The sequence below is a fragment of the Variovorax sp. 10L421 genome (genome assembly GCF_056395365.1).
This window is the reverse complement of the sequence record NZ_JBFTJJ010000013.1, coordinates 25,892-43,499: the sequence shown is the minus strand read 5'-3', so window position 1 is coordinate 43,499 and position 17,608 is coordinate 25,892. Positions and strand designations below refer to the sequence as shown.

Below are 17,608 nucleotides of genomic sequence, written 5' to 3'. Positions count from 1 at the left end.
TGCTTACTTTGCCGTGGATCTCGGCAGCGCCTTCACCGCATTCAGCGTGCGCTCCACATGCTTGTCCGGATTCAGGTTCTGGTAGTAGTAGGCGACCTTGCCGTCCGGCGAGATCACGTACGACAGGCGGTTGGCGAAGTCGGGCCGCGTCTGCATCAGCGCGTCGAAACCCTGGATCACGGTCTTGCCCTCGTCCGACGCCACCGGAAAGCGGCTCTGGCAGGACTTGACCGAGAACTTCGACAAGGTGCCGATGTCGTCCGCCGAAACGCCGATCACGCTGGCGCCCAGTGCGGCGAACTGGTCCACGGCCTCGGCGAAGGCGTGGGCCTCGATCGAGCAGTCGTTGGAATCGGCCGCTGGAAAGAAGTACAGCACCACCGGCCCCTTCGCGAGAGCGTCGGCCAGCGAGTAACGGAAGGTCTTGCCGCCCAGGGCCGCGGTGGCGGTGAACCTGGGGACGGGGTCGCCGATGTCCAGCGCGGCCCAGGCGGGATGCGCCAGGGCTGAAAAAACCGTCATCCAGGCGATGCGATGGAGGTGCGAACGGGCCATGATGTAACTCCGCAGCGATGTGGGCCGAATTCTAGGCCGGGCGTCCCCAAAAGGGGCCCTTGAAACCGGTGCAGGCCGGCCCGCGTATTGAGCAGAACAATTGAAGAAACGACGGGGAAGAACCACGCCATGGAAGCACCATCATGAACGCCTGCCTCTTGCTTCTGCGCCTCGCGCTCGCTGGCGCCCTGATCGCGGCACTCGGCGCCTGCGGTTCGCTGCCGCCGGCACGGGAACGGCCCCCCGAATTTGCCGCCTCCGCCGACCCGTCGACCACGCTCGCGAAGATTGCCGCCGCATCCACGCCGCCCGGCGAGCACTCGGGCTTCCGGCTGATGCCGCTGGGCGTGTACTCGCTCGACGCGCGCATCCAACTCGCCCAGCGGGCCCAGCGCTCGCTGGTGGTGCAGTATTACCAGCTCGAGAACGACGCCGTCGGCCGCCTGCTGCTGCGCACGCTGCGCGAGGCGGCGATGCGCGGCGTCAAGGTGCGGGTGCTGGTGGACGACCTGTATACCGTCAAGAGCCAGCAGCTGCTGCTGGCGCTCTCGGAGACGCCGAACGTCGACGTGCGCCTGTTCAACCCGTTCTGCTGCGGGCGCAACGGCTTCCTGTCGCGCTTCGCGGCGTCGCCGTGGGAGATTTCGCGGCTCAACCACCGCATGCACAACAAGCTCTTCATCGCCGACGGCGTGATGGCGGTGGTAGGCGGGCGCAACATCGCCGAAGAGTATTTCGTGCTCAGCGAGGCGCAGAACTTCATCGACATGGATGCGCTGGTGACCGGCAAGGTGGTGCCGCAGCTCGAATCGATCTTCGACGCCTACTGGAACAGCGTGCAGGTCTGGCCGATTGCCGACATCGTGACGGGCGAGGGCGGCCGCAGGCCGAACGGCGCCRATTTCGACAGTTGGGTGGGCATGGCCGCGCCACCACCGAAGATCGTGCTGCCGCCATCCGACATCCTCGGCTACGGGCCCATTGCCGAGGAGCTCGACGGCGGCCGCATGGGCCTGCTGTGGGGCGAAGCCCGCGCCATCGCCGACCCGCCCACCAAGCCCGCGACCATGTCCGCCGACGAGGCCATCGCCACCAGCGTGACGATGAAGGTCTGGGCGCTGTTGCTCGACGCCAAGACCGAGGTCGACCTGACCTCGCCGTACCTTGTGCCGGGCGAGCGCGGCATGGAGGCTTTCGAGGACCTGGCCAGGCGCAAGGTCAAGCTCACGCTGCTGACCAATTCCTTGGCGGCCAACGACGAGCCGCTGGTGCACACCGGCTATGCGCGCTACCGCCAGCGGCTGCTCGAAAGCGGCGCCGACCTCTACGAACTGAGCCCGCAGCGCACCAGCGCGGGCGAGCGCTTCGGCATGTTCGGCAAGTCGCTGGGGCGGCTGCACTCCAAGACCGCTGCGATCGACAGGACGCGCATCTTCATCGGCTCGATGAATCTCGACCCGCGCTCGGCCAGCCAGAACACCGAGATGGGGGTGGTGGTCGACAGCCCGCAACTGGCGCGCGAGATGTTGCGCGTCATCAACATCAGCAAGCTGCAGAATTCCTACCGGCTGCGGCTGGCCAAGGACACCGGCACGCTGCAATGGCTGACGAACGACGGCGAGAAAGAGATGATCCTGACCTCGGAGCCGGAGTCGGGCTTCTTCCAGCGCTTCTACAACATGCTCATCGCGCCGATCGTTCCCGAGATGCTGTTGTAGCCTCGGGGGATGGCGCAGACCTTCACCTCGTTGTCCGCCCCGCAGGTCATGCTGTGGGGCGTGCTTTTTTTCGGCGGCATCTATCTCTGTTTTGGCGGCCTCACGTGGCTGCTGACGAAGCGCGCGCTGCCGGCGCTGGGCATCGGGCGCGAACTCGATCCGCGGCCGCTGCAGCCGGGGCAGCTGCGGCGCGAACTGGGGCAGTCGGGGGTGTCGGTGCTGATCTTCGGGCTGGGCATGGTGTTTCCATGGGGGCTGCTGCAGCTGGGCTGGGCGCGGCTCGACGGCGATGCGGGTTGGCGGCAAGTCGCGGTCGAGATCCTCGCGCTCGCCTTTTGGAACGACGTGCATTTCTGGATCAATCACCGGCTTTTGCATGCGCGCTGGCTGCGGCGCTTTCACGGGCCGCATCACCGCTCGTTCGTGACCACCCCGTGGGCCACCTACAGCTTTCACCCCGTCGAGGCGCTGATGCTCGGCAACGTGATCCTGCTGCCGATGGTGGTGCACGACTTCAGCTTCTGGTCGCTCGCGGCGGTGCCGGTGTTCAGCCTGTTCTTCAACTGCATCGGGCATTCGAACTACGACTTCTTCACGGGCGTGTCGTACAGCCACTGGTTCGCGGCGAGCCGCCGGCACCATCTGCACCATGCCGTGCACAACGGCAACTACGGTTTTCAATTCACGTTCATGGACCGGCTGTTCGGAACGCGCGTCGCGGCCGATGCAGCCGAGCCGGTTCTCCAGGCCTTCCGCAAGAAGCATGGCGCGACCACGGCCTGACGCGAGCCGCCACCTGCCGCGGCTGCGTCACCGGCGCGACTGGCAGAGCCTTGCCTATCTCGTCGCGTTGCCTGGGCTGGCTGCGTGGCAGTGGTTCCATGGCTTCGATGTCCTGCTATATGGGATGACGCTGTTCCTGACGCTCGGCGTCGGCGTGATCCATCACAACCATGTGCATCTGCGCATGTGGCGCGGGCGGGGCATGAACCGGTTGACGGACTTCTGGATCACGTTGCTGCAGGGACACCCGACCTTCGTGTTCTGGCCTGCGCACGTGGCCAACCACCATCGCCACCGGCATGGCTCGAAGGACGTGGCGCGCACCTACCGCTTCGGCGGCGACACCAACCATCTGCGGGGTTACCTGCTGCATCCGTTCCAGGCGGTGTGGGTGTTGATGCCGGTGTTCTTCGCCTGGCTTGCTCGGCTGCGGCTGCATAGGCGAGGCGCGTGGCGCTACTGCATGGCGCAGTACGCGCTGTGGCTGGCCAGCTGGGCGGTGCTGCTGGGGCTCGACTGGCGCAAGGCGCTGGTCTTCGTCATCGTGCCGCAACTGCACGGCCTGCACTGGCTGCTGGCGACCAATTACCTGCAGCATGCCCACGCCGACGGCCGGAAGGCGCCTCGCAAGGAGGCGCAGGGCGATACCCCGGGTAGCCGGCTGAACTACGCCCGCAATTTCGAGGGGCTGGTGAACCCCTTGCTGTTCAACATCGGCCTGCACACCGCACACCACGAAAACTCGCATGCCCATTGGTCCGAGCTCACCCGCCTGCATCGCACGCGCTACCGCGCGCAGGTGGACCCTGCGCTCAACGAGGGCGGGCTGGTGCCGTACATGGTGCGGGTGTTCCTGCTGGGGGCCGTGTGGCCGCGTTTTCGCAGCCGCCCGCTGATGCCTCCCGATTCACCCATCAACTGAACCATGCCCGTCTCATTTCAACGCGTCTACCTCGAAAGCGCCGGCTACTTCATGCCGGGCGAGCCCATTCCCAACGACCGCATGGACGCCTACATCGCGCCGCTCAACCGCATGTCGGAGCGCATCAAGCGGCGCATCCTGGCGGAGAACGGCATCCTCACGCGGCACTACGCCATCGACGAGGAAGGCGTGACCCGCCACACCAATGCGCAACTGGCGGCAGGTGCGATCCGCGACTGCCTGCGGCGGGGCGGCGCGGAGCTGTCGCGCGTGTCGCTGCTGGCCAGCGGCTCGTCGGGCGGCGACACGCTGATGCCAGGCTTTGCCAACATGATCCAGGGCGAGCTGACGGCGCAGCCGATGGAGACGCATTCGGTGCACGGCATCTGCGCGGCGGGCGTGTCGGCGATCCAGACGGCCGCGCAGGGCATCGAGCTGGGGGCGCACCGCTCGGCGGTGGCGGTGGCCAGCGAGATGCCGTCGCGCCTCTTCAAGCGCTCGCGCTTCGCGGCGCGCGGCTACGAGACAGACTTCGACTCTCACTTCCTGCGCTGGATGCTGTCCGATGGCGCGGGCGCCTTGCTGCTGTCCGACGGTACGCCCGCACTGGCCGGTGCACCGGGGTTGCGGCTGAAGCTGAAGTGGGTGCACCAGCGCGCCTTCTCGGGCGACTACCCGGTGTGCATGCAGCTCGGGCTGACCGAAGACCGGGCACGCGGCCACCTCGATTTCGGTTCCTGGGCCGAGGCCGAAGCTGCCGGCGCGCTGTCGCTGCGCCAGGACATCCGTCTGCTGCCGCACCTGTTCGACATCGGCATCCACGAGTACGCGGGTCTCGTGCGCGACGGCTGGGTCGATCCGAAGCGGGTCGATCACTTTCTCTGCCACTACTCGTCGGAAAAATTCATCCCGGTGGTCGAGGACCTGATGGCCAAGGCCGACCTGTCGATCCCGCGCGAGCGCTGGTGGAGCAACCTGGCTTGGCGCGGCAACACCGGGGCCGCGTCGATCCTCGTGATGCTGGCCGAATTCCTGCACACCAGGGCGCTGAATCCCGGCGAGCAGATCTTCTGCTACGTGCCAGAGTCGGGGCGATTCATGGCGGCGTACATGCTGCTCGAAGTGGAGGCGGTCGATGCCGTGCCGGTGGTTGCCGCATCGCGCGCGGCGGCGGCAGCGGCGCCTGACGACGACCTCGTGATCGCGCCTCCGCACGACCCGGCCGCCGCGCCCGAGGGCCTCGGTGCCTTGTTGACCGAACTGGCCGCCATCTGGCACGACTACCGCTCCCGGGTCTGGCGCACGCCGCTGGTCCGCCAGATCCGCGAGCGCCGCTTTGCCGTGCCCGACTACCTGAACTGGATGGAGCAATGGGTGCCCCAGGTTCGCGAAGGCAGCCTGTGGATGCGCGAAGGCGCCGCCTCGCTGAGCGAGCCGTACCAGATGCTGGCCTCGCTGATCGGCGTGCACGCGGGGGAGGAGCAGAACGACTTCAACATCCTCTTCAGCGACTACCGCAAGGCCGGCGGCATGGTCGAGAACATCGAAGACCTGCGCCGCAACCCCGGCGGCGAGGCGCTCAACGCCTACCTGCATGGCCTGGCCGCCACGCGCGACCCGATCGGATTGCTGGGCGCGATCTACATCATCGAGGGCACGGGCCAGCGCATCGTGCCGGCGCTGCTGCCGCTGCTCAAGTCCGGCCTGAAGCTGCCACCCGATGCCTTCCGCTTCCTCGAATACCACGGTCACAACGACGAGCATCACCTGAGCCGCTGGCTCACGGCGGTCGAGATGGTCATGGCCGTAGAGGGGCACGCGCGCGCCGCCCGACAGATAGCCGACACCGCGCRCCATACGGCCGCGCTGTACCTGATGCAGTTCCAGCACATCACCGAACGCAGGCCCCATGGACCGAACACCTGATTTCCTGACCCAGGCGCACGACGAGCGCGACCCCAGCCCCTGGCTGGCGCTCTACCTCGACCAGAGCACGCCGCTGCCCGACGACGTCAAGGCCGCGTGGCTGGCCGATTCGAGTTCGGCGTCGCGCCAGTACCTGCTGCCGTTCCTGCGGCCGATCGCGCGGCTGACGATCATCCTGATCCAGATCGTGAAGGTGTTCGTGCCGCGCAACTGGTCGCATTCGATGCTGCTGCACCGACTTCTCGCGTGGGGGCTGAAGCGCTTTGTTTCGCCGGAGGCCAATTGGCTGATCCTGCGGCACTTTCACCTGGGCTCGCAGGTGCTGGCCTTCATCGGGCGAAACTCGCCGGCCCCGGTAGCGACGAGCCCGCTGGAGCCGGCCGGCATCGACGCGCTGAAGGACGAGATGTTCCTGAAGCACGACCTGAACCTGTTCAATTTCGTGATCCGGCTGAACAAGGCGCTGCGCGACAAGGGCGTGGCGTTGCGCAAGGCGGAACAGGTCGATTTCTCGATGATCAGGGAGCCCGGCCCGCGGCTGGAAGACATGCCCCAGGGAAAGCTCAATTTTCTCGACCTGCAAAGCGCGATCGAGCTTTTTACGCCGCTTTACCAGCTGATGCTGACGGACAACGATTTCTGGCGTGCCGCCAACTCCCTGCAGCTGGACGAAACCATCGGCATCTACGCAGCCACGATCCTGGCCGCGCCCGAACACCTCATTCTGGTCAACAACAAGCACCCGCTCGTGCCCCTGTCGACACTGCGGGCGGGGCATCGGCTGGTGATCCACGGGCTGTCCACCGAGATGCTGCATAGCCTGCTCCAGCGGATGCAGGCGGCCCAGGAAACCGGGGCGCCAGAGACCTCCCCGTGCGAGCAGCCACTTGCATAGGCGTATGCTGCCCCCAGATGCAAACCATGAACACGACCGATAATCCGTCTCCCAAGACCGATCTGGCAGTGACCCACGTGTTGGCACAACTGCTGGAAAAGCTTGAACACAGCGCTGTGCCCGTCGGCGCAGAGCAGTACCGTTCCGTGGTCGAACACCTCGTGCATGAGTTCGAGGATGTCGAGCAGGGCGCCGAGCTCGGCCGCCTGCTCGATGCCTATCCGGCCGCGGCCGAGGTGTATGAGAACCTCAACTACCAGTACGCCGGGCTTTGCCGCTCGGCGTTGGACGCTTCCCTGGCGGCTGAAACCAGTGCCCGGGAAGCCATTGCACGCGCGATGCGCCGTGCCGAACCGAATAGCAAGGACAAGACGCATGGCGAAGGGTGAAGTGAAGACGGCAGTGGTGGCGGACGGCCTACGTTACAAATCGAAGACGCCCGGTTCGCCGTTCCGCGCGTCGGCGTCGTTCAGTGGCGCGACCATGTCGTGCTTCATGTGCGGCAAGCACCGCGTGCGCTCGCAGTTGCGCACCCGCCAGGTGCTGGGCAAGTCCCAGACCGTTTGCGCGCCTTCGTGCAAGGCGCTCGACGAATCCCTTGAGTAGGTATTGACCGAGTCCGTTAGAGACACCCTGCTAGCACATCAGGGAGGCACTTTGGAGACATTTCCGCGTGCATAAGTCACGAATTGGCCTTCCCCATTGCCGCCAATCGTTATACAGTTAGAAACAAATGATGCAAGTGATTGCATGAATTCAAAAGTTCTAATTTGTAGCCGATTTCCAATGAATTGCAGCCACGCCGTCGACGCCCCTCGCGGGACATGGAATTCAACGCTTGCAAAGGGGTTCTGCCATGGCTAAGTCGCGCCACGTGGTCATTCAGGTGGTCAAGCGCTCCTCCGGCAGCGCCACGCACCATGTCGAATTCCTGATGGACGACAACTTCGCCGAGCGCCTGCGCCAATTGCGCTCGCTGGTGCCGCCTCTTGGCAGCCTGAACAAGCAGCGCGACCTCGTGATCGATAAGGTGCGCGTGCGCCTGCCCAACGCCATCTGGCGTTCGGGCAACGAGATCGAGATGGACGGAGGCGTGGACGGCTCCTGTATCGTCATTGCCGCGGAAGGCTCGTTCAATTGCGGCGGCAAGGACCGCAAGACGCGCGAAAAGCTCGTGACGTACAACTTCTCCATCGCGCGCCTGATCGAGCTGCATGCCGAGCGCCCCGAGGGCGAGACCCTCTACATCCGCGACGGCGTTTTCGCCAACGACGAGCCTGCCGAATCGCCGGCCGGCCGCTGGGTCACTTCGATGCACGAGCTGGAAGTGGTGATGCGCGTGCCGGATGCTCCGTCCGATTTCGACACCCTGCACGACCTGGCGCTGCGCCCCGAACACCAGCAGGCCGGCGGCGGTGCGCCGCAACGCGCCAACTTCTACTGAGCTTTCTTGCCGGTCAACCCGCGGCCGCTGCCTCGGGTGTCGCGCCCACGGGTGTGTACTGTGCGCGGTTGTCCTCCAGCCAGCGCACCGAGAGGCTGCTGTCCTGCTGCATCGGATGGAAGTCCGGGCGCAGGTAGCCGCGCCAGCCGGCCAGGTTGCCGCGCAGCAGACCGTCGCGGCTCAGCAGGATGCGCACGGCGCTCTTCCAGGTCGACCATTTCCACAGCTGCTTTTCGCGGCGCAGGTTGTCGATGGTCTGATGCATCAGGTCGCCCAGGAACATGATCGTGACGCGGCGGAACCAGCGCTTGCGCCATTCGTCGGAGCCGCCTGCGGCCTTGTAGATGTCGAAGGCCACGCTCTTGTGTTCCAGTTCTTCGGCGCTGTGCCACAGCCACATGGTGCGCAGCCGGGGCTCGGCGCCGTCGAGGATCTCGGGGTGGGCCAGCAGCCATTCGGCGAACAGCGCCGTGAAGTGCTCGGTGGCCGCCGTCACCGCCAGCGCGTGGCGCGGGTCGGCGTCTTCCATCAGCGTCAGGCGCTTGCCCGCGCGCGCCGTCCAGCCATCCACCAGGCCCTGGCTTTCGAGGTGGTTGTTGAAGAGCGAATGAATGCGCCGGTGCGTGGCTTCCTGCCCGATGAAACCGCGCACGTCGGCGCGATGCTTTTCCTGCACTTCCGTCGGCAGCGTGGCGACGGCATCGCGAACCGCGTCGATGAAGAATTGTTCGCCGAAGGGGAAGCTCATCGACAGGGCGTTGAAGAAAGCGGTCGAGAATGCGTCGCCGCCGCACCAGTCGCGGGCAAAGGGCGATTGCAAATCGATCAGAAGGCGGCGGACCACGAGATCAGTCATGAAAAACAAGCCTCGAAAAAAGCACGGAATTGAAATGGTTGGTACATCGTCGTACCGACTTGCCTCCATGGTGCAATCGCAAGTTGGTACTGTCAAGTACCATGACGTAGGAAAATGTGCCGTTCATGAGTGAAGCCGTCGAAACAGCCGTGCCTTCCAAGTCAGCCGATGGCACCGGAAGCGAGCACTACACGCGCCTGCTGCAAGGCATGGCGCATGCCGTGGCAGCCAAGGGCTACGCCGAAACCACCATTGCCGACATCGTGCGCGAGGCGGCCGTGTCGCGCCGCACCTTCTACGAGCACTTCAGCACCAAGACCGAGTGCCTGATCGCGCTCTACCAAACCGCCAGCCGGCTCGCGCTGCAGGCGGTGAGCGAGGCTTTCGACCCCGCGCAACCGTGGCATGCGCAGGTGGAGCAGGCCATGGCGGCGTATTTCGATTACCTCGCCCAGGACCCGGTGCTGCTGCGCACGCTGTTTGTCGAGATCCTCGGCCTGGGCATGCCGGGCCTCGCGGTGCGGCGCCGGGTGAACGACGAGATCGCCAACTTCATCCAGGTGGCGATCAACAGCAGCGGCGACGCGGAAGGCCTCGCAGTGCATCTGACGAGCCAGATGGCGATGACGGTGGTCGGCGGCATCAATGAACTCGTTCTGCAAGCCATCGAGCAGGATCGCGCTGCGGACCTGCGGGAGCTGGTAGCGCCAGCCACCCGGCTGGTGCGGGCCGTGGCGGCCGAGAGCCGGCGCTAGAAGCCGAGAATCAGCCCGGCTTTCGCTGCGCGGGGTCGTAGAAGAACTGCTCTTCGGCGATGCGCTCGCCCTCCCAGCGCTGCCAGGCAATTTCCTCCATGCGCATGCTGGCGCCACCCTTGAACGTGAACTCGAAGATCCAGTGGATCGCCACATGGTCGCCGTTCACGAGCACCGGACGCACGCAGGTGGAGGTGACGGTTTCGGTGCGATCGAGCACGGCCGTCTCCTGCGCCACCAGCGTGCTGCGGCCGCGCCGTGGCTCGGCCTGGTTCTCGCGCATGGTGGCGTCTTCCGTGTAGTAGTCCTCGATGGCTTTGGCATGCGCGCCGCCTTCGACGGCGGCGATGAAGGATTCGAGTCGTGCGGGTGTGGGCATCTCAGGACTTTATCTTGACCTCGACGCGGCGCGCTTCGGAGGGCGGCCCGTCGGCTTGGGATTGCTCGGGCTTGGCGAGCTCGATCTTGTCTTCGGGCGCACCGGGCGCCTTGAGCGCATCGCTCACGGCCACCGCGCGCTGCTTGGCAAGTTCGGCGTTCTTGGCTGGGTCGCCGCTCGCATCGTGGTAACCACTCACGAGCACGGTGCTGCCGCTCTGCACGGCCTTGATCACGTCGGTCAGCGCTTCCCTGGCGTTGGGCGCCACTTCGGCGCTGGCGCTCGCGAAGTAGAACTTGACCACGCCGTTCTCGACCTTCACGGCGGCGGCTTCGGCGGCCGACACGGCGCCCGAAGCCACCACGGCCGCGGGCGTCGACGGCGTGGCAGCGGCGGCGGGCGAGGCAGCGGGCGCCGTGGAGGCCGGCGGCTGCTCGACCTTCGTCGGTACCGCCGCCGCCGCATCGCCGGCATGGAACTTCACCACCAGCGGCACGATCAGCAGCGCCACGATGTTGATGATCTTGATCAGCGGATTCACCGCCGGGCCGGCAGTGTCCTTGTAGGGGTCGCCCACGGTGTCGCCGGTGACGGCGGCCTTGTGCGTCTCGCTGCCCTTGCCGCCGAAGTGGCCGTCCTCGATGTACTTCTTGGCGTTGTCCCAGGCGCCGCCGCCGGTGCACATGCTGATCGCGACGAACAGGCCGGTGACGATGGTGCCCATCAGCAGCCCGCCCAGCGCCTTCGGGCCGAGCACCAGGCCCACGATGATCGGCACCAGCACCGGCAGCAGCGAGGGGATCATCATTTCCTTGATGGCCGCGCCGGTCAGCATGCCCACGGCCTTGCCGTACTCGGGCTTGCCGGTGCCTTCCATGATGCCGGGGATCTCGCGGAACTGGCGGCGCACTTCTTCCACCACCGCGCCGGCCGCACGGCCCACGGCTTCCATCGCCATCGCGCCGAACAGGTAAGGGATCAGGCCGCCGATGAAGAGGCCGACGATCACCATCGGGTCGCTCAGGTTGAAGCTGATGTTCAGCCCGAAGCTCTCGAGCTTGTGCGTGTAGTCGGCAAAGAGCACCAGCGAGGCGAGGCCGGCCGAGCCGATGGCGTAGCCCTTGGTCACGGCCTTGGTGGTGTTGCCGACCGCGTCGAGCGGATCGGTCACGGCGCGCACGCTGTCGGGCAACTCGCTCATCTCGGCGATGCCGCCGGCGTTGTCGGTGATGGGGCCGTAGGCGTCGAGCGCGACCACGATGCCGGCCATGCTCAGCATTGAGGTGGCCGCCACTGCGATGCCGAACAGGCCCGCCAGCGAATAGGACGCCAGGATCGCGATGCACACGAAGATCACCGGCCACGCCGTCGAGCGCATCGACACGCCGAGGCCCGCGATGATGTTGGTGCCGTGGCCAGTGGTCGAGGCCTGCGCGATGTGCTGCACGGGCTTGTACTGGGTGCCGGTGTAGTACTCGGTGATCCACACCAGGGCGGCCGTCAGCGCAAGGCCGACGAAGCAGGCGCCGAACAGCTTGAGCTGGCTGCCGCTCGGTGCAATGGCGTTGTCGGGAATCAGCCAGCTGGTGACGAACCAGAACGCGACCAGCGACAGCACGCCCGCCACGGCGAGGCCCTTGTAGAGGGCCGGCATCACGTTGACCATGCCCGGCGATGCCTTCACGAAGAAACAGCCGATGATCGACGCGATGATCGACACGCCGCCCAGCGCCAGCGGATACAGCACCGCATTGGTCGGCGCCGCCGTGACCATCAGCGCGCCCAGCACCATGGTGGCGATGAGCGTCACGGCGTAGGTCTCGAACAGATCGGCCGCCATGCCGGCGCAGTCGCCGACGTTGTCGCCCACGTTGTCCGCGATCACCGCCGGATTGCGCGGGTCGTCTTCGGGAATGCCGGCCTCGACCTTGCCCACCAGGTCGGCGCCGACGTCGGCGCCCTTGGTGAAGATGCCGCCGCCCAGGCGCGCGAAGATCGAGATCAGCGAGGAGCCGAAGGCAAAGCCGATCAGCGGATTGAGGATGGCCGAGAGGCCGTGGGCCCCGGCCGGAATGCCGCCAGCGGACAGCACCCAGTAGAAGACCGACACGCCCAGCAGGCCCAGCCCCACCACCAGCATGCCGGTGATGGCGCCGCCGCGGAATGCCACGTCGAGCGCCGGGCCGATCCCGTGCGTGGCCGCCTGCGCCGTGCGCACATTGGCGCGCACCGACACGTTCATGCCGATGAAGCCGCAAGCACCCGAGAGCACCGCGCCCACGATAAAGCCGACCGCCGTGGTCAGGTCGAGGAAGATGGCGATGAGGATGGCGAGCACAACGCCGACGACGGCGATGGTGCTGTACTGCTTGGCGAGGTAGGCAGAGGCGCCGGCCTGGATGGCCGCCGCGATCTCCTGCATGCGGGCGTTGCCCGGGTCCTTCGCGAGAATCCAACTTCGGGCCCAGAAACCGTAGGCCACGGCCACGAGGCCGCAGACGATGGCCAGTATCAGGGGGGTGTTGCCGATCATGCTTTGCTTCTCCATTCGTTCGTTGTGACTTGTGGAGACGGACAGCATGGGCCCTGCGTGCAACGCGTACGGGACCATGTTTTCCGCCGCGTTGCTTCCTCGAAGCTCGCTGCACCTGGGGTGCGGAGCCGATTGGCCAACGGTTGCAATTTACAGGCAAAAACGAGCGTGCGTGCGACGGGTCGGTGACGCGGAAAGTAAACTCCGGGTTTGTCCCCATCCCTCTCATACTTTTCAACTACTCGAAAAACGTCATGTCCTTCGACAAAGTTTCCCCCGGCAAGAACGTCCCCGATGCCTTCAACGTCGTGATCGAAATCCCGATGAACGCCGATCCGATCAAGTACGAAGTCGACAAGGAATCCGGCGCGATCTTCGTCGACCGCTTCATGACGACGGCCATGTACTACCCGGCCAACTACGGCTACGTGCCGCAGACCCTGTCGGGCGATGGCGACCCGGTGGACGTGCTGGTGATTGCCCCATACCCACTGCTGCCGGGCGTGGTGGTGCCGTGCCGCCCCTTGGGCATCCTGATGATGGAAGACGAGGCCGGCGTCGACGGCAAGGTGCTGGCCGTGCCCACCGACAAGGTGCTGCCGATCTACAGCCACTGGAAGTCAGTCGACGACGTGAACCCGATGCGCCTGAAGGCCATCAGCCACTTCTTCGAGCACTACAAGGACCTGGAAGCCGGCAAGTGGGTCAAGGTGCTGGGCTGGGAAGGCATCGACGCCGCCAAGAAGGAAGTCCTGGACGGCATCGCCGCCTACAAGAAGTAGTCAGCCCCGGACCGCATCGCCAGCCTGCCGCATCCACTCGCGGTTGACCGACCTGGCGTGCGAGTTCCAGTGGCGCGCGGCCTGCTGGAGTTCGTCCCATTGGCGCTGCGCCGCAGCGGCGTCGCCTTGCTGCGCCAGCCAGACCACATAGCTTGCGCGCGCCTCGACCGTGTTGTATTTGCTCAATGCGGCTTCGAAGGCTTCGCGCGCTTCCGTGTTGCGCCCGTCGGCCGCCAGTGCGCGGGCCGTCAGCACGGCGACTTCGTCGTTGCGGTAATCGTCGCGCGTGCTGCGCAGGGTCTGCAAGGCCTGCAGTGCGTCACGACCCGCCGAAGGGCTGCCTGCGGCCATCAGCGCGCTGGCGAGGCCGAACTGCAATTCGGGATCGGAGGCGAGCGGACCCTTCAGCGCGTCGCGGTAGTGGCCGACGGCATCGGCGGCCTGGCCCTTGTCGAGCGCGGCCTTGGCAAGGCGCAGCTTGTTCTGCGCCGTAGGCGCGAGGTCGTAGGCCTCGGTGGCCGCGCGGTATTCGCGCTCGGGATCGATGAAGCCGATGGCCGCGTTCGCCACCTTCCCCGCGGTGCGCTGCATGCGCGAAGCGGGCAGATACTCGACCATGAAGTACACGATGCTGCCCAGCAGCGGGAAGCTGAAAAGGATGATGAGCCAGTACATCTGCTTGCCGTGGCGCATTGCATGCACGGCAAAGAACAGCGCAATGAGGACGTGCAGCCCCAGTCCGAAGAATGGCATTGGTTTCTTTGTGTTATTGTCGAATCGGGCGCCTTTATAGCAGCCCCGAATGGCACAACTCAGGCGGACCTGAAGGGGCTGCGCTCGCCCAGGTGGTCCATGTAGTTCTCGATGCCCGCACCCTCGCGCTCCAGGAAGCGCTCGACTGCATCGGCGAACGAGGGATGCGCCAGCCAGTGGGCACTGGTGGTCTTCACCGGCATCAGCGCGCGCGCCATCTTGTGCTCGCCCTGGGCGCCGCCCTCGAAGCGCTGGGCACCATGTTCGATGCACCAGGCTAGCGGCTGGTAGTAGCAGGCCTCGAAATGCAGGCAGTCGACGCGCTCCAGCGCACCCCAGTAGCGGCCATAGGCGACCAACGGCCTGTCGGACTGCGTCGAGAGGGCGATCAGGCTGGCGGCCATCGGCTTGCCGTTGCGCTCGGCGATGAACAGCAGCCAGGCTTCGGGCATGGTGTCGGCCATGCGCCGGAAGAAGTCGCGCGTGAGGTAGGGCGGGTTGCCATGCTCGCGGTAGGTGCGTTCGTAGCAGCGGTAGAAAAAGTCCCAATCGGCCTTCGAGATGTCGGCGCCGCGCGACCAGCGGAAGCTCACGCCCGCGTCGGCCACCTTGCGGCGCTCCTGGCGGATCTTCTTGCGCTTGTCGTGGGAGAGGCTGGCGAGGAAGGCGTCGAAGTCCGCGTAGCCGGTGCCGGCCGAGGGTGCCGTGTTCGTCCAGTGGAATTGCACGGTGTTGCGCAGCATCAGGCCGGCTTCGACGCAGGCGGCGATGTCCGCCTCGGCGCCGAACAGCAGGTGCAGCGACGACAGTTCCTCCTGTTTGCACAGCGCGACGAGCCCCTGCACCAGCAATGTGCGGCTCTGCGCATCGCGCGCCAGCAGCCGCGCGCCGGGCACGGGCGTGAAAGGCACTGCAACCACGGCCTTCGGGTAGTAGGCCAGCCCGTGCTGCTCGTAGGCGTTGGCCCAGGCCCAGTCGAACACGTACTCGCCGTACGAATGGTCCTTGATGTAGAACGGGCACGCCGCCTGCAACTGCTCACCTTGCCACAGCGTGACGAACTGCGGCACCCATCCGCTGTCCGGCGAGGCGCTGCGGCTGTCATTCAGCGCCGCAAGGTATTCGTGGCGCATGAAAGGCGAGGGCTCGGCCTCGGCGGCCAGCAGCGCGTTCCATGCTTCCGGGCTCAGGTCCGACGGCGACGACAGAACCCGAATGACATAATCGTTCAAGCCTTTTTCTTCCTTCTGTATGACGCTCAAGCTCGCCATCGCGCAACTCAATTTTGTGGTGGGCGACCTCGCCGGCAACGCGAAAAAGATCGTCGACGCCGCGCGCCAGGCCCATGCACAGGGCGCGCGTCTCTTGTTGACGCCCGAACTCTCGATTGCAGGCTATGCGGCGGAGGACCTGTTCCTCCGTCCCGCCTTCACCGAAGCCTGTGATGATGCCGTGAAAGGCATTGCTGCCGCTCTGGCCGACCTCAAAGACATGGTCGTGGTGGTGGGGCATCCAACCGGCGGCAGCCTGCGCAGTCGCTCGGTGGCCGTGCAAATGCGCCACAACGCGGCCAGCGTCATCAAGGAAGGCCGCATCCTCGAAACCTACGCCAAGCGCGAACTGCCGAACTACCAGGTGTTCGACGAGCGCCGGTATTTCACGCCGGGGCAGGGCACTTGCGTGTTCGAGGCGGGCGGGGTTTCCGTTGGACTGCTGATCTGCGAGGACGCCTGGTTCGACCAGCCGGCCGAGCTGGCCCGCGACGCCGGCGCCGAGGTGCTGGCCGTGATCAACGCCTCGCCCTATCACGTGGGCAAGGAGGGCGAGCGCGTCGCGCGCATGGCCGACCGAGCGCGTGCCGTGGGGCTGCCGCTGGTGTATGCGCACCTGGTCGGCGGGCAGGACGAGGTGGTGTTCGATGGCGCTTCGTTCGCGCTGCAGGCCGATGGCACCACCGCCATGCAGGCGGAGAGCTTCCGGGAGAAGCTGGTCTTCGCGCAGCTGGAGCGCACGCCCCGGGGCAGCGTCGGCTTCGTGGCCGAGCCGGCTGCCATCGCACCCCCGCGCGACGCCGAAGCACAGCTCTGGGACGCACTGGTGCTGGGCGTGCGCGACTACGTCGGCAAGAACGGTTTTCCGGGCGCCATCCTGGGGCTTTCGGGCGGTATCGACTCCGCATTGGTGCTTGCGATCGCGGTCGATGCACTGGGCAAGGACAAGGTTCGCGCGGTGATGATGCCTTCGCCTTATACCGCCGACATCAGCTGGATCGATGCGCGCGACATGGCCGGCCGCCTGGGCGTGCGCTACGACGAGATTTCGATCAAGCACACCTTCGAATCCTTCAAGGATGCGCTGGCAGAGGAATTCAAGGGCCGGCCCGAAGACACGGCGGAGGAAAACATCCAGGCCCGCATCCGCGGCACGCTGCTGATGGGGCTGTCGAACAAGTTCGGCGCCATCGTGCTCACTACGGGCAACAAGAGCGAGATGGCCACCGGCTACTGCACACTCTACGGCGACATGGCGGGCGGTTTCGCGGTCATCAAGGACCTGCTCAAGACCACCGTGTTTGCGCTGGCGCGCTGGCGCAATGCCCACGATCCGTACGGCATGGGGGCGGCGCCGATCCCCGAGCGGATCATCACGCGGCCTCCCAGCGCCGAGCTGCGCCCCGATCAGACCGACCAGGACAGCCTGCCGCCCTACGACATCCTTGACGGCATCCTGGCACGCTACATGCAGGACGACGAAGGCATCGACGAGATCATTGCCGCGGGCTACGACCGCGCGGTGGTCGAGCGGGTTGCGCGGCTCATCAGGATCAACGAATACAAGCGGCGTCAGGCGCCGGTAGGCATCCGGGTCACCCACCGAAGCTTCGGCAAGGATTGGCGTTACCCTATCACCAGCAAATTCAACGAAACCGCCGGAGCGCAAAAACCATGAAGCAGATCACCGCCATCGTCAAACCCTTCAAGCTCGAGGACGTGCGCGAGGCCTTGGCCGAAGTGGGCGTTACCGGACTGACCGTCACCGAGGTCAAGGGCTTCGGCCGCCAGAAGGGGCACACCGAGCTCTACCGCGGCGCCGAATACGTGGTCGACTTCCTGCCCAAGATGAAGGTGGAAGTTGTCGTCAACGAGGCCGATGTGGAACGCTGCATCGAGGCCATCGTCAGCTCGGCGCGCACCGGGAAGATTGGCGACGGGAAGATTTTCGTGACGGACGTGGAGCGCATCGTGCGGATCCGCACCGGCGAAGAAAACGAGAACGCAGTCTGAAGCAAAAGCCTCCGGCAACGGGG

18 protein-coding genes are annotated in these 17,608 nt (G+C 65.8%); 12 read left to right on the top strand and 6 right to left on the bottom strand.

Annotated elements, in window-relative coordinates; translation table 11 throughout:
- Positions 1-3: 3 nt before the first annotated feature.
- Positions 4-555, bottom strand: coding sequence for a peroxiredoxin (locus AC1DFC_RS17725; RefSeq protein WP_478179680.1), 552 nt, complete (start codon positions 553-555; stop codon positions 4-6).
- Between the two features lie 143 nt (positions 556-698).
- Here AC1DFC_RS17725 and AC1DFC_RS17720 point away from each other — a divergent pair, with 143 nt between their 5' ends.
- From AC1DFC_RS17720 to AC1DFC_RS17685, 8 genes are all read left to right on the top strand, one after another.
- A complete protein-coding gene (locus AC1DFC_RS17720; protein WP_478179679.1) occupies positions 699-2,273 on the top strand; it encodes a phospholipase D-like domain-containing protein in 1,575 nt (524 codons plus the stop codon).
- A gap of 9 nt (positions 2,274-2,282) precedes the next feature.
- On the top strand, positions 2,283-3,056 hold the full coding sequence (locus AC1DFC_RS17715) for a sterol desaturase family protein (RefSeq protein WP_413331464.1): 774 nt from the start codon (positions 2,283-2,285) through the stop codon (positions 3,054-3,056).
- Positions 3,037-3,978: a fatty acid desaturase gene (locus AC1DFC_RS17710; RefSeq protein ID WP_413331465.1), complete on the top strand. Its 942-nt coding sequence runs from the start codon at positions 3,037-3,039 to the stop codon at positions 3,976-3,978. Before AC1DFC_RS17715 ends, AC1DFC_RS17710 begins: the two co-directional genes overlap by 20 nt.
- A gap of 3 nt (positions 3,979-3,981) precedes the next feature.
- Positions 3,982-5,904, top strand: a complete 1,923-nt coding sequence (locus tag AC1DFC_RS17705; RefSeq protein WP_478179678.1) for an iron-containing redox enzyme family protein — start codon at positions 3,982-3,984, stop codon at positions 5,902-5,904.
- Positions 5,888-6,799 carry a DUF6999 family protein gene (locus tag AC1DFC_RS17700; protein WP_413313148.1) on the top strand — a complete coding sequence of 304 codons (912 nt, stop codon included), beginning with the start codon at positions 5,888-5,890 and terminating at the stop codon, positions 6,797-6,799. The genes AC1DFC_RS17705 and AC1DFC_RS17700 overlap by 17 nt, the downstream gene beginning before the upstream one ends.
- 17 nt (positions 6,800-6,816) lie before the next feature.
- Positions 6,817-7,188 carry a hypothetical protein gene (locus tag AC1DFC_RS17695; RefSeq protein ID WP_413313150.1) on the top strand — a complete coding sequence of 124 codons (372 nt, stop codon included), beginning with the start codon at positions 6,817-6,819 and terminating at the stop codon, positions 7,186-7,188.
- Positions 7,175-7,405 carry a hypothetical protein gene (locus tag AC1DFC_RS17690; RefSeq protein ID WP_007836713.1) on the top strand — a complete coding sequence of 77 codons (231 nt, stop codon included), beginning with the start codon at positions 7,175-7,177 and terminating at the stop codon, positions 7,403-7,405. Before AC1DFC_RS17695 ends, AC1DFC_RS17690 begins: the two co-directional genes overlap by 14 nt.
- A gap of 250 nt (positions 7,406-7,655) precedes the next feature.
- Entirely contained in the window at positions 7,656-8,243 is a 588-nt protein-coding gene (locus AC1DFC_RS17685) for a hypothetical protein (protein ID WP_007836715.1), read from the top strand.
- Positions 8,244-8,256: 13 nt separating this feature from the next.
- Here AC1DFC_RS17685 and AC1DFC_RS17680 read toward each other — a convergent pair whose 3' ends face one another.
- Entirely contained in the window at positions 8,257-9,099 is an 843-nt protein-coding gene (locus AC1DFC_RS17680) for a metal-dependent hydrolase (protein WP_413331467.1), read from the bottom strand.
- 125 nt (positions 9,100-9,224) lie between these two features.
- Between AC1DFC_RS17680 and AC1DFC_RS17675 the strand changes: the two genes are divergently transcribed.
- Complete coding sequence (locus AC1DFC_RS17675) at positions 9,225-9,854, top strand: TetR/AcrR family transcriptional regulator (RefSeq protein WP_007836717.1); 630 nt, start codon at positions 9,225-9,227, stop codon at positions 9,852-9,854.
- A gap of 10 nt (positions 9,855-9,864) precedes the next feature.
- On the opposite strand, the gene AC1DFC_RS17670 is transcribed toward AC1DFC_RS17675, so the two are convergent.
- Together AC1DFC_RS17670 and AC1DFC_RS17665 are read right to left on the bottom strand one after the other, a co-directional pair.
- Positions 9,865-10,233, bottom strand: coding sequence for a nuclear transport factor 2 family protein (locus tag AC1DFC_RS17670; RefSeq protein ID WP_007836718.1), 369 nt, complete (start codon positions 10,231-10,233; stop codon positions 9,865-9,867).
- Position 10,234: 1 nt separating this feature from the next.
- Complete coding sequence (locus AC1DFC_RS17665) at positions 10,235-12,766, bottom strand: sodium-translocating pyrophosphatase (RefSeq protein ID WP_478179737.1); 2,532 nt, start codon at positions 12,764-12,766, stop codon at positions 10,235-10,237.
- Positions 12,767-13,020: 254 nt separating this feature from the next.
- Here AC1DFC_RS17665 and ppa point away from each other — a divergent pair, with 254 nt between their 5' ends.
- Positions 13,021-13,548 (top strand): inorganic diphosphatase, encoded by a 528-nt coding sequence (ppa, locus tag AC1DFC_RS17660; protein WP_007834256.1) that lies wholly within the window; start codon positions 13,021-13,023, stop codon positions 13,546-13,548.
- Here ppa and AC1DFC_RS17655 read toward each other — a convergent pair whose 3' ends face one another.
- Entirely contained in the window at positions 13,549-14,301 is a 753-nt protein-coding gene (locus AC1DFC_RS17655) for a hypothetical protein (protein WP_413331469.1), read from the bottom strand.
- Positions 14,302-14,360: 59 nt separating this feature from the next.
- Positions 14,361-15,533: a GNAT family N-acetyltransferase gene (locus tag AC1DFC_RS17650; protein ID WP_007834253.1), complete on the bottom strand. Its 1,173-nt coding sequence runs from the start codon at positions 15,531-15,533 to the stop codon at positions 14,361-14,363.
- 19 nt (positions 15,534-15,552) lie between these two features.
- Here AC1DFC_RS17650 and AC1DFC_RS17645 point away from each other — a divergent pair, with 19 nt between their 5' ends.
- Both AC1DFC_RS17645 and AC1DFC_RS17640 read left to right on the top strand, forming a co-directional pair.
- Positions 15,553-17,250, top strand: coding sequence for an NAD+ synthase (locus AC1DFC_RS17645; protein WP_007834251.1), 1,698 nt, complete (start codon positions 15,553-15,555; stop codon positions 17,248-17,250).
- Positions 17,247-17,585 carry a P-II family nitrogen regulator gene (locus AC1DFC_RS17640; RefSeq protein ID WP_007834250.1) on the top strand — a complete coding sequence of 113 codons (339 nt, stop codon included), beginning with the start codon at positions 17,247-17,249 and terminating at the stop codon, positions 17,583-17,585. The genes AC1DFC_RS17645 and AC1DFC_RS17640 overlap by 4 nt, the downstream gene beginning before the upstream one ends.
- Positions 17,586-17,608: the final 23 nt, after the last annotated feature.

What these genes read in the sequence shown, in the direction of transcription:
- AC1DFC_RS17725 (WP_478179680.1), bottom strand. Translation starts at nt 555, where the DNA reads ATGGCCCGTTCGCACCTCCATCGCATCGCCTGGATGACGGTTTTTTCA.
- AC1DFC_RS17715 (WP_413331464.1), top strand. Translation starts at nt 2,283, where the DNA reads ATGGCGCAGACCTTCACCTCGTTGTCCGCCCCGCAGGTCATGCTGTGG.
- AC1DFC_RS17710 (WP_413331465.1), top strand. Translation starts at nt 3,037, where the DNA reads ATGGCGCGACCACGGCCTGACGCGAGCCGCCACCTGCCGCGGCTGCGT.
- AC1DFC_RS17700 (WP_413313148.1), top strand. Translation starts at nt 5,888, where the DNA reads ATGGACCGAACACCTGATTTCCTGACCCAGGCGCACGACGAGCGCGAC.
- AC1DFC_RS17695 (WP_413313150.1), top strand. Translation starts at nt 6,817, where the DNA reads ATGCAAACCATGAACACGACCGATAATCCGTCTCCCAAGACCGATCTG.
- AC1DFC_RS17690 (WP_007836713.1), top strand. Translation starts at nt 7,175, where the DNA reads ATGGCGAAGGGTGAAGTGAAGACGGCAGTGGTGGCGGACGGCCTACGT.
- AC1DFC_RS17685 (WP_007836715.1), top strand. Translation starts at nt 7,656, where the DNA reads ATGGCTAAGTCGCGCCACGTGGTCATTCAGGTGGTCAAGCGCTCCTCC.
- AC1DFC_RS17680 (WP_413331467.1), bottom strand. Translation starts at nt 9,099, where the DNA reads ATGACTGATCTCGTGGTCCGCCGCCTTCTGATCGATTTGCAATCGCCC.
- AC1DFC_RS17675 (WP_007836717.1), top strand. Translation starts at nt 9,225, where the DNA reads ATGAGTGAAGCCGTCGAAACAGCCGTGCCTTCCAAGTCAGCCGATGGC.
- AC1DFC_RS17670 (WP_007836718.1), bottom strand. Translation starts at nt 10,233, where the DNA reads ATGCCCACACCCGCACGACTCGAATCCTTCATCGCCGCCGTCGAAGGC.
- AC1DFC_RS17665 (WP_478179737.1), bottom strand. Translation starts at nt 12,766, where the DNA reads ATGATCGGCAACACCCCCCTGATACTGGCCATCGTCTGCGGCCTCGTG.
- ppa (WP_007834256.1), top strand. Translation starts at nt 13,021, where the DNA reads ATGTCCTTCGACAAAGTTTCCCCCGGCAAGAACGTCCCCGATGCCTTC.
- AC1DFC_RS17655 (WP_413331469.1), bottom strand. Translation starts at nt 14,301, where the DNA reads ATGCCATTCTTCGGACTGGGGCTGCACGTCCTCATTGCGCTGTTCTTT.
- AC1DFC_RS17645 (WP_007834251.1), top strand. Translation starts at nt 15,553, where the DNA reads ATGACGCTCAAGCTCGCCATCGCGCAACTCAATTTTGTGGTGGGCGAC.
- AC1DFC_RS17640 (WP_007834250.1), top strand. Translation starts at nt 17,247, where the DNA reads ATGAAGCAGATCACCGCCATCGTCAAACCCTTCAAGCTCGAGGACGTG.